This window comes from Pseudomonas sp. LBUM920 (assembly GCF_003852315.1).
Classification (GTDB): domain Bacteria; phylum Pseudomonadota; class Gammaproteobacteria; order Pseudomonadales; family Pseudomonadaceae; genus Aquipseudomonas.
This window is the reverse complement of record NZ_CP027762.1, coordinates 607,419-622,520: the sequence shown is the minus strand read 5'-3', so window position 1 is coordinate 622,520 and position 15,102 is coordinate 607,419. Positions and strand designations below refer to the sequence as shown.

Annotated in this window: 11 protein-coding genes; all 11 read right to left on the bottom strand. The window is 61.0% G+C overall.

The genetic code is table 11. The features are described 5' to 3' along the window. Positions 1-115 precede the first annotated feature (115 nt). The 11 genes from C4J83_RS02690 to rnr all read right to left on the bottom strand — a co-directional run bounded on the left by C4J83_RS02690 (position 116) and on the right by rnr (position 14,951). Entirely contained in the window at positions 116-3,406 is a 3,291-nt protein-coding gene (locus C4J83_RS02690) for a transglutaminase family protein (RefSeq protein WP_124416291.1), read from the bottom strand. A gap of 188 nt (positions 3,407-3,594) precedes the next feature. Then, a complete protein-coding gene (locus tag C4J83_RS02685; protein WP_106577636.1) occupies positions 3,595-4,032 on the bottom strand; it encodes a hypothetical protein in 438 nt (145 codons plus the stop codon). Beyond that, on the bottom strand, positions 4,032-4,958 hold the full coding sequence (ssp4, locus tag C4J83_RS02680) for an Ssp4 family T6SS effector (RefSeq protein WP_106577635.1): 927 nt from the start codon (positions 4,956-4,958) through the stop codon (positions 4,032-4,034). Before ssp4 ends, C4J83_RS02685 begins: the two co-directional genes overlap by 1 nt. Positions 4,959-5,171: 213 nt before the next feature. Continuing rightward, a complete protein-coding gene (locus C4J83_RS02675) occupies positions 5,172-7,475 on the bottom strand; it encodes a YgiQ family radical SAM protein (RefSeq protein WP_106577634.1) in 2,304 nt (767 codons plus the stop codon). A 191-nt stretch (positions 7,476-7,666) separates the two neighbouring features. Next, the gene (dnaB, locus tag C4J83_RS02670; protein WP_017526410.1) at positions 7,667-9,064 is read right to left on the bottom strand and encodes a replicative DNA helicase; all 1,398 of its coding nucleotides are present in this window, start codon (positions 9,062-9,064) and stop codon (positions 7,667-7,669) included. Between the two features lie 110 nt (positions 9,065-9,174). Next, positions 9,175-9,621 (bottom strand): 50S ribosomal protein L9, encoded by a 447-nt coding sequence (rplI, locus tag C4J83_RS02665; RefSeq protein ID WP_003171376.1) that lies wholly within the window; start codon positions 9,619-9,621, stop codon positions 9,175-9,177. Between the two features lie 18 nt (positions 9,622-9,639). Then, positions 9,640-10,533, bottom strand: a complete 894-nt coding sequence (locus C4J83_RS02660) for a YybS family protein (RefSeq protein ID WP_106577633.1) — start codon at positions 10,531-10,533, stop codon at positions 9,640-9,642. Positions 10,534-10,569: 36 nt separating this feature from the next. After that, positions 10,570-10,800, bottom strand: a complete 231-nt coding sequence (gene rpsR / locus C4J83_RS02655) for a 30S ribosomal protein S18 (RefSeq protein ID WP_002551829.1) — start codon at positions 10,798-10,800, stop codon at positions 10,570-10,572. A gap of 28 nt (positions 10,801-10,828) precedes the next feature. Next, positions 10,829-11,251 (bottom strand): 30S ribosomal protein S6, encoded by a 423-nt coding sequence (rpsF, locus tag C4J83_RS02650; protein WP_003217491.1) that lies wholly within the window; start codon positions 11,249-11,251, stop codon positions 10,829-10,831. A 314-nt stretch (positions 11,252-11,565) separates the two neighbouring features. Then, positions 11,566-12,321 carry a 23S rRNA (guanosine(2251)-2'-O)-methyltransferase RlmB gene (gene rlmB / locus C4J83_RS02645; protein ID WP_010213600.1) on the bottom strand — a complete coding sequence of 252 codons (756 nt, stop codon included), beginning with the start codon at positions 12,319-12,321 and terminating at the stop codon, positions 11,566-11,568. Beyond that, on the bottom strand, positions 12,318-14,951 hold the full coding sequence (rnr, locus tag C4J83_RS02640) for a ribonuclease R (RefSeq protein ID WP_124416290.1): 2,634 nt from the start codon (positions 14,949-14,951) through the stop codon (positions 12,318-12,320). Before rnr ends, rlmB begins: the two co-directional genes overlap by 4 nt. Positions 14,952-15,102: the final 151 nt, after the last annotated feature.

The following is a 15,102-nucleotide window of genomic DNA, read 5'->3' as shown; positions in this document are numbered from 1 at the left end:
TCACTGCAATCTATTGTGGGAGCTGGCTTGCCTGCGATTGCGATTTCCAGCCACCTTATTGGCTGGTTGATATATCGCTATCGCAGGCAAGCCTGCTCCCACATTTAAATCGCATTCAGTCATTTTTATTGGGGAAACGCCGCAAATCCAGGGTCATCGGTAGTTCGTCATTGATAACCAAAGGAGGCACAGGCAACTTGCCAGGGCTATGCCCCAAGCGGAAAAACCGCGCCATACGCCGGCTCTCTGCCTCATTGGCGTTCACCGGCAAGCTGTCGTAATTGCGCCCGCCGGGATGGGCGACATGATACTGGCAGCCGCCCAGCGAGCGTTGCATCCAGGTGTCGAGCAGGTCGAACACCAGCGGCGCGTGCACCGCGATGGTCGGCTGCAGGCAGTTGGCCGGTTGCCAGGCGCGGTAGCGCACGCCGGCGACAAACTCACCCACGCGCCCGGTCGGCTGCAGGGGCACCGGAATGCCATTGCACGTCAGCAAATAGCGTTGTGGCGGCAGCCCGCTCAACTTCACCTGCAAGCGCTCAAGCGACGAATCCACATAACGCACCGTGCCGCCCACCGCGCCCTCCTCGCCCAGTACGTGCCAAGGCTCCAGAGCCTGGCGCAGTTCCAGTTCGATGCCGCTGACGGCGTAGTCGCCGACCTTGGGGAAACGAAACTCCAGGTGCGCGGCAAACCATTCGGCTCGCAGCGGGTAACCGGCGGCGTTCAGTTCGACGATCACGTCGGCGAAATCCTGCTCGATGAAGTGCGGTAACAGGAAGCGGTCATGCAGCTCGGTGCCCCAGCGCGCCAGTTTTGGCGGCGCGTACGGCTCACGCCAGAAACGCGCGACCAAGGCGCGCAGCAGCAATTGCTGGGTCAGGCTCATGCGCGCATGCGGCGGCATTTCAAATGCGCGCAGCTCCAGCAAACCCAGGCGGCCGGTGGCGCCGTCCGGTGAGTAGAGCTTGTCGATGCAGAACTCGGCGCGGTGGGTGTTGCCCGTCACGTCGATCAGCAGGTTGCGCAGCAGGCGGTCGACCAACCACGGCGGGCATTCTTCGCCGGGCTCGGGCATCTGCGCGAAGGCAATTTCGAGCTCGTACAGCGCGTCGTTTCGCGCCTCATCCACTCGGGGTGCCTGGGAGGTCGGGCCGATAAACAGCCCGGAAAACAGGTACGACAGCGACGGGTGGTTATGCCAGTAACTGATCAAACTGCGCAGCAAGTCCGGGCGGCGCAGGAACGGCGAATCCTTGGGCGTGGCGCCGCCGAGCACAAAGTGGTTACCACCGCCGGTGCCGGTGTGGCGACCGTCGATCATGAATTTCTCTGTGGTGAGGCGGGTTTGCCGCGCCTCTTCGTAGAGAAATTCGGTGCGCTCGACCAACTCGTCCCACGTGGCGGACGGCTGCACGTTGACCTCGATCACACCCGGGTCCGGCGTGACCCGGAAGTTGCTCAGGCGCGTGTCGAACGGCGGCTCGTAGCCTTCCAGCAACACCGGGCAATGCAGCTCCTCGGCGGTGGCTTCGATGGCGGCCACCAGTTCGAGGTAGTCCTCGACGCGCTCCAGCGGCGGCATAAACAGATACAGCCGCCCTTCGCGCGCTTCAGCGCACAAGGCAGTGCGGGTCAGCCAATCGGCGGACTCGTCCACCTTCGGCACGCGCTCATCGCTGGGCGCGGGTTCGCCGTGGCTTTGCAAGTGTGAAGCACTCGGCAGCGCCGGCTGATCCTGGTTCGGGTCGGTCGGATGCACAAACGGGTACTCCGCCGCCGTCACCCAAGGCTGCGAGGCCAACGGCAGGCGATAGCCCAGCGGCGAATCGCCCGGCACCAGGCGGCAGTGGTTGTCGCGCAGGTACCAGCGCCCACTCTGCCAGCGGTCATTGGCGGCCGTGCGCGCCAGCGGCAACACTTGGCCGATGACTTTATCCAGGCCCTGGCTGAAGACTTTGCGCAGGCGTTCGCGCTCCAGGTCGTCGCTCAGCCGTGGGTCTTGGGCGGTGACATTCTGCGGCAGCGCGCCTTCGCGCCACAGGTAATAGAAATTGTCTTCGTAGGCCGGAAACACGAAGCGCGCCGGCAACTTCAGGCGCTCGGCGACGCTGGCCAGGAAGCGTCCGGCCATCACGCCGTCGGCGCCGTAATCCTGCTGTTCATCGGCGATCAGCGCGCTGTTGTGCCAGATTGGCACGCCGTCGCGGCGCCAGTAACAATTGAGCGACCAGCGCGGCAGTTGCTCGCCGGGGTACCACTTGCCCTGGCCGAAGTGCACCAGCCCCGTGGGCGCGTAGTGTTTGCGCATGCGCTGGAACAACTCGGCAGACAGGCGACGCTTGTCCGGCCCCAGCGCAGCGGTGTTCCATTCGGCGCCATCGGGGTCGTCGATGGAGACAAAGGTCGGCTCGCCGCCCATGGTCAGGCGTACATCGTCCTTGAGCAGGTCGCCGTCGATCTGCCGGCCCAGCGCCTGGATCGCCAGCCACTGCTCTTCGGTGTAGGGCTTGGTAACCCGAGGCGCTTCCCAGATTCGTTCAACCGACATCTCGTGGGTAAATTCGCACTCGCAAGGCTCCACCAGCCCACTGATCGGCGCAGCGGACGACGGATCGGGACTACAGGCCAACGGGATATGACCTTCACCGGCGAACAACCCGGAGGTCGCATCCAGGCCGATCCAGCCGGCGCCGGGCAAATATACTTCGCACCAGGCGTGCAGGTCGGTGAAGTCGACGTCGGTGCCGGAAGGACCGTCGAGGGCTTTGACGTCGGCGGTCAGTTGGATCAGGTAGCCCGACACAAAACGCGCCGCCAACCCCAGATTGCGCAGCAACTGCACCAACAGCCAGGCCGAATCGCGGCAGGAGCCAGAAGCGTTTTGCAGGGTGAACTCCGGGGTTTGCACACCCGGCTCCATGCGGATCAGGTAGCCGATATCAGCCGCCAGGCGCTGGTTGAGGCCGACCAGAAAGTCCACGGCCGGCAAGGGCGTGCGGTCGATGCCGGCCAGGTAGGCGGCAAACTTCGGCGTCAGCGGCAGGGTTTCCAGGTACGGCGCCAGCTCGCGCTGCTCATCGGCGGCGTAGCTGAAAGGGATCTTTTCGGCGTAGGGCTCAAGGAAAAAGTCGAACGGATTGAATACCGCCATCTCAGCGACAAGGTCGACTTCAATGCGCAGCTGGTCAGTCTTTTCCGGGAACACCAGGCGCGCCAGGTAATTGCCCTGAGGGTCCTGCTGCCAATTGATGAAGTGCTGCTCGGGCAGCACTTTGAGTGCGTAGGACAAAATCCGCGTGCGGCTATGGGCAGCCGGGCGCAAACGCACGATCTGTGGGCCGAGTTCGACAGCGCGGTCGTAGCGGTAATGCGTAACGTGGTGCAACGCGACATGAATCGACACGGCGGCCTCCTGCGAGCCAGGGCATGGACACAAAGCGCGCAAGACTTATGCCAGAGCGGCCGTCATTGCGCTTTATCGTAAGACCCGCTGCAGTACAGCACCAAAACGGCGCCGTCGTCAGTGCGATGGTGCATACGCTGCACATCTTTGTGGCGTGTGCGCGCGATTGGGGTGGTGAATCTACCCAGTCAAGCAGCCTTGGACGCGTTGCGCAGGCGCCGTACCTCAACCAATTTCCTGACCATCGCCCGATAGCCCTTGCTGTTGATCAGCAACAACCCGAGCAATGGCCAGAACAGGCTTTCACTGTAGATAAACCAGTGAGGGTGAAACTGCAGCGTCGGCAGCACCACCAGCAGGCACACCACAAAAAAGCCGACCATGCCCCACACCGCCCAGGCGTGCCCGCGCACGACCAGGAAGTTGCTGTTGACCACGAACAAGGCCGCGAAGATCACCACGAACCACGAGACGGTGGCATTGGTGGCCATGGGCACGTCGGCAAAATAGGTGGCGGCCGCCAGGGAAATTGCGCCGGAACCGCCCAGGCAACCGGCGAGAATCACGCCGATGAACGAGGGAAAATGTTCCAGCAAAAAGGGTTTCAATGACGGGACGCCACTCATTATTCAAGCTCCTCGTACAACCCTATCGCCAAGGTTTTGAGCTGTTTGGGGTTGTCCGAGCGCGCCAGCCCCCAGACGCTCAGCCCTGCACTGAAAGCATCGCCGAGCTGGACGATGGTGGCGTGCTTGAGCTGCGTGTGGGTAAAGCGCTTGGGCAAATCGCCGCGCAATTGCAGCAGCTTGCGCATCTTGGTCGACATCTGTGGGTCGGCGATTTTCAGCAGCTCTTTTGTCAGCTTTTCCCGCTCCTGACCGTTCAGGCCTTTGAGCACTTGCCGCAGGGTTTTGCCGGTGGATGCACGGGCCACATTGACCAATTTGACCGTGGTCAGCGCAGACGCACCCACGCCCACCAAGGCAGCGCCATCCATGATCTTGGTAGCGGTCTGGTACCACTCCTCGCTGTCCAGATAATCATTCATGCCCGGGTTGACGATTTCATTGCGGGTGCGAAAAGCGCCCATCAGGCAGGACGCCGTACTGGCGGTGGCGCTGGTATAGCCAATGACGGTGATGACCGAGCTGGCACCACCGCTGAACGGCACCGCGATGGTGCCGCTTAACATCACCAGCCAACCCAGCACCGCGCCGCCGCAGGACAAGGTGGTGTTGAAGGCTTCGCTGATCAACCGCGACTCGCGCGCGTTATTCATCACTTGGTCAGCAAACTGCGCTGGCGCGACGTATTTCTGCGCCTCACGCACAATGATGCGCTTGGGCTGAATGCTGCAGATGGGCTTGAACTCACGCAGGGTGACGACATTGAAGTCGGCGTCGATATACACCACGCCTGCACCAACGATGTTGGGGTCGGCGTCGATGGCAGCAAATATCCGCGGCAGGTTGAGTTCGCTTTCGATGCGCTGGCGCGCCATGAATTGCGAGCGGTTGGAGTCCATGCCGATACCGGCCAGGGGGTTGCCCATGGGGGGTGATCTTCCTTGAAATGGGTGATGACTGAACTGACGCCTTCGCGAGCAAGCCCGCTCCCACATTTTTCCGAGTTCCAGCATGAGAATGCGCTCGAATGTGGGAGCGCGAAGGCGATTCAATGCGCGCCACCTTAACAAACACACTACCCACCGACTAGAAAGCAAAACGCCAGCACGAGGCTGGCGTTTTGCATATTCAAGCTGCGATCAACGCGGCACGACCGGCTTGCGCGCAGGCTTGCCGCCTTTGCCCTTGGCCGCGTCGGCGCGTTCCTTGGCCGCCTGCTTGTTGCGCGCCATGGCCGCCGCCTTGGCTTGTTCGCGCTTGTCCCACGGGTTGCTGCCGTCGCTGCCACGTGGCGGCAGGCCGGTGTGCTGGGTGAGGATCCTGGTGGTGGTTTCCTTGGCGACCTTGTGGCTGCCGGCCGGCGTCGAGTTCTTGCGACGCGCGCTCTGGTAGCTGTCGGTGGCCGGCTGGTGCAGCGGGATCAACTGGTCCTTGCCCGGCCCGATCAGGTCGGCACGGCCCATGCGGGTCAGCGCTTCACGCAGCATTGGCCAGCCCTTCGGATCGTGATAGCGCAAGAAGGCCTTGTGCAGACGGCGCTGCTCCTCGCTCTTGACGATGGTCACCGCGTCGCTCTTGTAGGTGACCTTGCGCAGCGGGTTCTTGCCCGAGTGGTACATCGCGGTGGCGGTGGCCATTGGCGAGGGGTAGAACGCCTGCACCTGGTCGGCGCGGAAGCCGTTGCCCTTGAGCCACAGGGCCAGGTTCATCATGTCTTCATCGGTGGTGCCCGGGTGGGCCGCGATGAAGTAAGGAATCAGGTACTGCTCCTTGCCCGCTTCCTTGGTGTACTTCTCGAACATGCGCTTGAACTTGTCATAGCTGCCAATGCCCGGCTTCATCATCTGGTTGAGCGGACCTTCCTCGGTGTGTTCCGGGGCGATCTTGAGGTAGCCACCGACGTGGTGGGTCACCAGCTCTTTGACGTATTCCGGCGACTCGACCGCGAGGTCGTAGCGCAGGCCGGAAGCAATCAGAATCTTCTTCACACCCGGCAACGCACGGGCGCTGCGGTACAGCTGGATCAACGAGGAGTGGTCGGTGTTCAGGTTCGGGCAGATGCCAGGGAACACACACGATGGCTTACGGCACGCGGATTCGATTTCCGGGCTCTTGCAGGCGATGCGGTACATGTTCGCGGTCGGGCCGCCGAGGTCGGAGATCACCCCGGTGAAGCCTGGCACTTTGTCGCGGATCTCTTCGATCTCGCGAATGATCGACTCTTCGGAACGGTTCTGGATGATGCGGCCTTCATGCTCGGTGATCGAGCAGAAGGTGCAGCCGCCGAAGCAGCCACGCATGATGTTCACCGAGAAGCGAATCATGTCGTAGGCCGGGATCTTTTCCTTGCCGTACACCGGGTGCGGAACACGTGCGTAAGGCATGCCAAACACGTAGTCCATTTCTTCGGTGGTCATCGGAATGGGCGGCGGGTTGAACCACACGTCCACTTCGCCATGCTTCTGCACCAGGGCGCGGGCGTTGCCTGGGTTGGTTTCCAGGTGCAACACGCGGTTGGCGTGGGCATAGAGCACCGCGTCACCACGGACTTTTTCTACCGATGGCAGGCGGATCACGGTCTTGTCGCGGGTCATGCGCGGGCTGGCCAGGATCTGCACGACCTTGGCTTCTTCCGGATCATCCTGCGGGCCTTTTTCCTGCTCGATGGCGCAGGCCTGGGTGTCCTGGGTGTTCACGTACGGGTTGATGATCTTGTCGACCTTGCCCGGACGGTCGATACGCGTGGAGTCCACCTCGTACCAGCCTTCCGGCGTGTCACGGCGAATGAACGCGGTGCCGCGCACGTCGGTGATGTCTTCGATCTTGTGGCCCCACGACAGGCGCTGGGCAACCTCGACAATCGCGCGCTCGGCGTTGCCGTACAGCAGGATGTCGGCGGCGGCGTCGATCAGGATCGAGTTGCGCACGCGGTCCTGCCAGTAATCGTAGTGGGCGATGCGGCGCAGGGAGGCTTCGATGCCGCCGAGCACGATCGGCACGTTCTTGTAGGCTTCCTTGCAACGCTGGCTGTACACCAGGCTCGCGCGGTCCGGGCGTTTGCCGGCCATGCCGCCTGGGGTGTAGGCGTCGTCGGAGCGGATTTTCTTGTCGGCGGTGTAGCGGTTGATCATCGAGTCCATGTTGCCGGCCGCGACGCCGAAGAACAGGTTCGGCTCGCCGAGCTTCATGAAGTCGTCTTTGGACTGCCAGTTCGGCTGGGCAATGATCCCGACGCGGAAGCCCTGAGACTCCAGCAGCCGGCCGATGATGGCCATGCCGAACGACGGGTGATCCACGTACGCATCACCGGTGACGATGATGATGTCGCAGGAATCCCAGCCAAGCTGATCCATCTCCTCCCTGCTCATCGGCAGGAATGGCGCAGGACCGAAACATTCGGCCCAGTACTTGGGATAGTCAAATAACGGCTTGGCTGTTTGCATGACGGTGACCGGTGTTGAGATGAAAAATCGCGGGCGCGGAATATAGCACAAATTTTGACCAATTCCGACGGTAATGGTCGGAATTGTGGTGACGCTATCGCGGGCAAGCTCACCCCCACATTTGAAGGTGTTCACCGTTCAAGTGTGGGAGCGGGCTTGCCCGTGATGAGGCCTCTACAGGCGCGGGAGAATTATTCGTCGTCGTCGAAGTTGTAACTGCCCGGCGCGAGGTTCTCGAAGCGCGTGTACTTACCGATGAACGCCAGGCGGATAAAGCCGATCGGCCCGTTCCGCTGCTTGCCGATGATGATCTCGGCAATGCCTTTATGCTCCGTTTCGGGGTGGTACACCTCGTCCCGGTACACAAACATGATCACGTCAGCATCCTGCTCGATCGCTCCGGATTCGCGCAGGTCGGAGTTCACCGGGCGCTTGTTGGGACGTTGTTCCAGGGAACGGTTGAGCTGCGACAGCGCCACCACCGGGCAGTTGAATTCCTTGGCCAGGGCTTTGAGGGACCGGGAGATTTCGGAAATTTCGTTGGTCCGGTTGTCGCCACTGGAACCCGGGATCTGCATGAGCTGCAGGTAGTCGATCATGATCAGGGCAATGTCGCCGTGCTCACGCACCAGGCGGCGAGTACGCGCACGCATCTCCGAGGGGCTGATACCCGCAGTGTCATCGATGAACAGCTTGCGGTCATTGAGCAGGTTGACCGCCGAGGTCAGGCGCGGCCAATCGTCGTCTTCCAGGCGACCGGCACGTACTTTGGTCTGGTCGATCCGCCCGAGCGATGAAAGCATACGCATGATCAGCGATTCGCCTGGCATCTCGAGGGAGTACACCAGTACGGTCTTGTCGCTGCGCAGCACGGCGTTTTCCACCAGGTTCATCGCAAAGGTGGTTTTACCCATGGATGGACGGCCGGCGACGATGATCAAGTCGGACGGCTGCAGGCCGCTGGTCTTCTCGTCGAGGTCGGTGTAGCCGGTGGAAATACCGGTGATGGCGTTGTCGGTATTGAACAGCGTGTCGATACGGTCGATGGCCTTGGTCAACAGGTCGTTGACGCTGACCGGGCCGCCGGTTTTAGGCCGCGCCTCGGCGATCTGGAAGATCTGGCGCTCGGCTTCGTCGAGGATCTCGGCGGCAGTGCGGCCTTCGGGGTTGAAGGCGCTGTCGGCGATTTCGGTGCTGATGCCGATCAACTGGCGCAGGGTGGCGCGCTCGCGAACGATCTGGGCGTACGCCTTGATGTTGGCGACGGACGGCGTGTTTTTCGCCAGTTCGCCCAGGTAACCCAGGCCGCCGACTTGAGAGGTCTGGCCTTCCTTGTCCAGCTGCTCGGCCAGGGTCACCACGTCGATCGGTGAGTTCTGGTCGGCCAGCTTGGCGATGGCGCGGAAGATCAGCCGGTGGTCATGGCGATAGAAATCACCGTCCGAGACTTGATCCAGCACGCGTTCCCAGGCGTTGTTGTCCAGCATCAAGCCACCGAGCACGGCCTGTTCGGCCTCGATGGAATGCGGCGGCACCTTCAGGGCAGCGGTTTGCAGATCGTATTGCTCAGGAGCTGAAATATCGTTCATGGCCACTTGGAATTAGGGGATTGTAGAAAAACAAAAGGCACGACCTGTAAACAGGATCGTGCCCGATGTTAACTGGCTGACACGCTAGGTGCCAGTCAGTTAGGTGCTGCTTAAGCTGCTACCACGACAACGCGTACGGTGGCTTCAACTTCGGCGTGCAGGTGCACGGCTACGTCGAATTCGCCTACGTTGCGGATGGTGCCGTTCGGCAGACGAACTTCGCTCTTCTGCACTTCAACGCCGGAGGCGGTCAGTGCATCAGCGATGTCGTGGGTGCCGATCGAACCGAACAGCTTGCCTTCGTCACCGGCGGTGGCAGTGATAGTCACTTCCAGCTCAGCCAGTTGGGCAGCGCGAGTTTCGGCCGAAGCTTTTTTGTCTGCTGCTGCTTTTTCCAGCTCAGCACGACGCTCTTCAAACGCAGCCAGGTTGGCAGCGGTTGCAGCGGTGGCTTTGCCGTATGGCAGCAGGTAGTTACGACCGTAGCCGGCCTTAACGTTCACTTTGTCGCCCAGGTTGCCCAGGTTGGCGACTTTTTCCAGAAGGATCAGTTGCATGTGAAAATCCTCTAACTTTTAACCTTCACCGTTCGCGTTATCAGCGTCTTTCGACGCCAGACGACCGCGAAAATCAATCAGGCCGTCGACAATGGCCAAAACCACGAGTAACGGATAGATCAGCTGCATGAACAGCAACAGCGTCACGTACAACCCCACCAGCCAAAACTTGGCCAGGCGCTTTCGCGCAACCAACCCATGAATCAGGGCCAGCCCGGCAAACACCAGCGGTACGCTGCAAATCGGCGCCAGCAAGGCTATCTGTGGACCGAAGTTCGGCCCGACAACCATGCACGCCAGCAACAACATCGCCGGTCCCGCGGGAATTCTGATACTGCGAAACTCGCGACCAAAACCACCCGGGTTGTACAACAACGCCTGCCAATAACGCCCAAGAATCAGGCTCAGCACGCTGACGACCTGCAACAATGCCGCAATCAGGCCGGTCAGGACCGGAGCAATCAGTGACACAAACCGCGCTCGCTCATCTACCGACAAATGCTGGTAGAGATCCCCGAGGGCCAACGGCAGGATCTTGACGATTTCCTGCGACAGCGCCTCGATTTGCGGGCGGAAAGCCGCGCCAAGCATCACTGAGTACACCAACCCCAATGCCACGCTGACCAGCAGCGTGCGGACCCAGGACTCACTTGCGCGTAAAACCAACGCAAGGCTCGATGACCCCAGCAGTACCAGAAGTACGCGTGGATCACCCATTTGCAGCCACCAGATCAAGGCCGGCAACAAACCCAGGGCAAGAACGCCAAGGGCGTCCTTCAAACCGCGCCGCAGCAGCACAAGGCAACCGGCGGCAGCACCCAACCAATAAAGCAGCGGCAATGCCGCACATCCAGCCACTACCAGAGTGGCCTGCACGCGACCGCGCATGATGAACTCAGCTAAGGCGCGCATGCATTCAATCCCTTACTACTTGTCGACTGCCCGGTCTCAGCGGCCGTGGCTGTCGGTGTAGGCCAGCAGGGCCAGGAAGCGGGCGCGCTTGATAGCGGTGGCCAGCTGACGCTGATAACGTGCTTTGGTACCGGTGATACGGCTTGGAACGATTTTGCCGGTCTCGGATACGTAAGCTTTCAGAGTGTTGAGATCTTTGTAATCGATCTCTTTCACGTCTTCAGCGGTGAAGCGGCAGAATTTACGACGACGGAAGAAACGTGCCATTTGATAGGCTCCTTAAAAGGTCCGTGGATTACTCGTCAGCGTTATCGCTGTTGTCGCTGTCATCACTATCAGCGCTTTCGGCGCCTTCGTGCTCAGGACGGTCGCGACGCTCACGGCGCTCACTGCGGTTTTCTTCAGCCTTGAGCATCTCGGATTGGCCGGTAACGGCTTCTTCGCGACGGATGACCAGGTTACGGATCACTGCATCGTTGTAGCGGAAGTTGTCTTCCAGCTCGGCCAGGGCCTTGCCAGTGCACTCAACGTTCAGCATCACGTAGTGAGCCTTGTGAACATTGTTGATTGCGTAGGCCAGTTGACGACGGCCCCAATCTTCCAGACGGTGGATTTTGCCGCCGTCTTCTTCGATCAGCTTGGTGTAACGCTCAACCATGCCGCCGACTTGCTCGCTTTGATCCGGGTGGACCAAAAAGATGATTTCGTAATGACGCATGAATGCTCCTTACGGGTTGTAGCCTGCCGCTCAAAAACGGTCAGACAAGGAGTGAATGACACTTATGGATCTTGCCGCAGGGAGGCACATAGATGCCTGCCAGGAAGGCAAGGGGCGCAATTGTAGAGAACGGGGAGAAACGGCGCAAGGTGATTGGTGATTATTTGAACAACACGCAATCCAGGCAAACCCAAAGCAACTGCGGGAGCTGGCTTGACTGCGATGACAATGGCTCAGGCAGCATCTGTGCTGACTGACACACCGTCATCGCGGGCAAGCCCGGCTCCCACAGGGTCTTGCGTCGCTCTCAAGCCTTATTTCTTGGCTTTAGCCTTGGCGCCACGCTGGCGCTGGGCTTCGAACAGGCAGACGCCCGTTGCGACTGAAACGTTGAGGCTGCTGACGCTACCGGCCATCGGCAGGTGCACCAGGTAGTCGCAATGCTCACGGGTCAGGCGACGCATGCCTTTGCCTTCGGCGCCCATGATCAGGATGGTCGGGCCGGTAAGGTCCTGGTCGTAAATGCTGACCTCAGCCTCGCCTGCCGTGCCCACGACCCACAAGCCGCGCTGCTGGAGTTTCTCCAGTGTGCGCGCCAGGTTGGTCACGGCCACCAGCGGAATCACTTCCGCCGCGCCGCAGGCCACTTTACGCACGACCGGCGTCAGGGTGGCCGACTTGTCTTTGGGCACGATCACCGCCAACGCGCCGGCAGCATCCGCCGAACGCAGGCAGGCGCCAAGGTTGTGCGGGTCGGTCACGCCGTCCAGCACCAGCAGCAGCGGTGCACCTTCGGTACGGTCGAGCAGCTCGTCGAGCATCGCCTCGCCCCAAACCTGGCTCGGACTGACGTCCGCCACCACGCCTTGGTGAACGCCTTCTACCCACACGTCCATTTCACGACGCTCGGCCTGGCCGATGGCAACTTTATTCTGGGTCGCCAGCTCGACCAGCGCTTGCACGCGCGGCTCGCTGCGACCTTCGGCCAACCACACCTGCTTGACGCGCTTAGGGTGATGACGCAGCAGTGCTTCTACGGCGTGCACGCCGTAGATTTTTTCCAGACTCATGACTTGGCCTTAGGTTTGCGCGACCCGCCGCTTTTCGCGGGGGCCGAACCCGCTTTGGGCGGGCCTTTACGATGTTTGCTCGGCTTGCTCGACGGTTTTTCCGCCTCGCGGGACTTTCCCCCAGACGCCGCTTTACCACCGCTTTTGGCTTCGTTGAGCAACTGCTGCTTCAACTCGCGGCTCTTGCGCAGCTCGGCATTTTTGGCCGCAGCATCGCTAGGGCGGTAGGCTTCGGGGGCCTTGTCCTTGGCAGACGAACGACGAGCAGGTTTGGCTGACGCAGGCTCGGCGACCGCTGCTTTAGCAGGAGCACCTTTGCCTTTGCTGGCCGGCGCAGTCGTCTCGGCGCCACGCTTTTTACGGCCAGCCGGCTCGGCTGGTTTATCAGGCATGCCGAAGTCGATCTTGCGCTCGTCGAGGTCGACGCGCATGACCTGCACTTCCACCGTGTCGCCCAAACGGAAGCTGCGACCGGTGCGCTCGCCCGCCAGGCGGTGATGCACAGGGTCGAAGTGGTAATAGTCGCCCGGCAACGCGGTAACGTGCACCAAGCCTTCGACGTAGATGTCGGTCAGCTCGACGAACAGGCCAAAGCCGGTCACGGCGGTGATCACACCCGGGAACGATTCGCCCACACGGTCCTTCATGAACTCGCACTTGAGCCAGTTCACTACGTCGCGGGTGGCCTCGTCGGCACGGCGCTCGCTCATGGAGCACTGCTCGCCCAACTGTTCCAGGGCCGCTTCGTCGTACGGATAAATCCGTGCTTTGGGAATGGTCATGGCACCGGCGCGCTTGACGTGCGGGGTGTTCTGCTTGGAATGGATCACGCTGCGGATCGCGCGGTGCGTGAGCAGGTCCGGGTAACGGCGAATCGGCGAGGTGAAGTGGGTGTACGCCTCGTAATTCAGGCCGAAGTGGCCCTGGTTATCCGCGCTGTACACCGCCTGGCTCAGGGAGCGCAGCATCACGGTCTGGATCACGTGGTAATCCGGACGGTCCTTGATACTTGCCAGCAGTGCCTGGTAGTCCTTCGGCGTCGGGCCGTCCTTGCCTTTGTGCAGGGACAGGCCGAGCTCACCGAGGAACGCGCGCAGCTTCTCCAGACGCTCCGGCGGCGGGCCGTCGTGCACGCGGTACAGTGCAGGAATCTCGTGCTTTTTCAGGAATTCGGCAGTGGCCACGTTGGCGGCCAGCATGCATTCCTCGATCAGCTTGTGAGCATCGTTGCGCGTGGTCGGGGTGATCGCCGCGATTTTGCGCTCGGAGCCGAAGACAATCCGGGTTTCCTGGGTTTCAAAATCGATCGCGCCACGCACATGGCGAGCGCCCAGCAACACCTTGTACAGCGAATACAGCTGCTTGAGGTGCGGCACGACATGGCCGTACTCACCGCGCAAGGCTTTGGCTTCGCTGGTTTTCGGCTGTTCCAGAATGGTGCTGACCTTGTTGTAGGTCAGGCGCGCCTGGGAGTGAATCACCGCCTCGTAGAACTGGTAGTCAGTCATTTCGCCGGTTTTCGAGATAGTCATCTCGCACACCATGGCCAAACGGTCGACTTTCGGGTTCAGCGAGCACAGGCCGTTGGACAGCTGCTCAGGCAGCATCGGGATCACGCGCTCCGGGAAGTAAACGGAGTTGCCGCGCACCTGGGCTTCGTTATCCAGGGCCGAACCGATCTTCACGTAGCTGGACACGTCGGCAATCGCGACGAACAGCTTCCAGCCACCGGAGAACAGGCGCAGCTTGCCAGGCTTGGCTTCGCAGTAAACCGCATCGTCGAAGTCGCGGGCATCTTCGCCGTCAATGGTGACGAACGGCAGATGGCGCAGGTCGATGCGTTTTTCTTTGTCTTTTTCTTCGACTTCCGGCTTGAGCTTGGCGGCTTCTTTGAGCACAGCCTCTGGCCAGACGTGAGGGATATCGTAGGTGCGCAATGCAACGTCGATTTCCATGCCCGGCGCCATGTAGTTGCCGACCACTTCAACGATGTCGCCCTGCGGCTGGAAGCGCGCAGTTGGCCAGTGAGTGATTTTCACCTCGACGAACTGACCGACTTTGGCAGCGCCATTGCGGCCCGGGGTGATCAGCACTTCCTGCTGGACCTTTGGGTTATCCGGCACGACAAAGCCGATGCCGCCTTCTTCGAAGTAACGGCCGACGATGGACTCGTGGGCACGCGACACCACTTCGACGATCACGCCTTCACGGCGACCGCGACGGTCGAGGCCGGAAACGCGCGCCAGGGCACGGTCGCCATCGAACACCAGACGCATTTGCGCAGGGCTCATGAACAGGTCGTCACTGCCGTCGTCCGGGATCAGGAAGCCGAAGCCGTCACGGTGGCCGGCGATGCGGCCAAGGATCAGGTCGAGCTTGTCCACAGGCGCGTAAGTGCCTCGGCGGGTGTAGATCAGTTGGGCATCGCGCTCCATGGCACGCAAACGGCGGCGCAGGGCTTCGAGCTGGTCTTCGGTGGTCAGACCGAATTCTTCAACCAACTGCTCGCGGCTAGCAGGCGAACCACGATCGGCGAGATGCGCCAGGATCAGTTCGCGGCTAGGAATAGGGTTTTCATATTTTTCCGCTTCACGAGCGGCCTCGGGATCGAGGGACTGCCAATCGGCCATTAGAGAGTTTTCACCTTGTCTATATGCGGGTTAGTTTGGCATACGCGTATTGAAACGGGAAATTTCAGGCATCAACAAGCGTTTTAAAGGCCTTTGTCGCCGTCAGAACGCACCTTGCACGACCTTTGGCGAAATTTTCCAGGATTTTTTC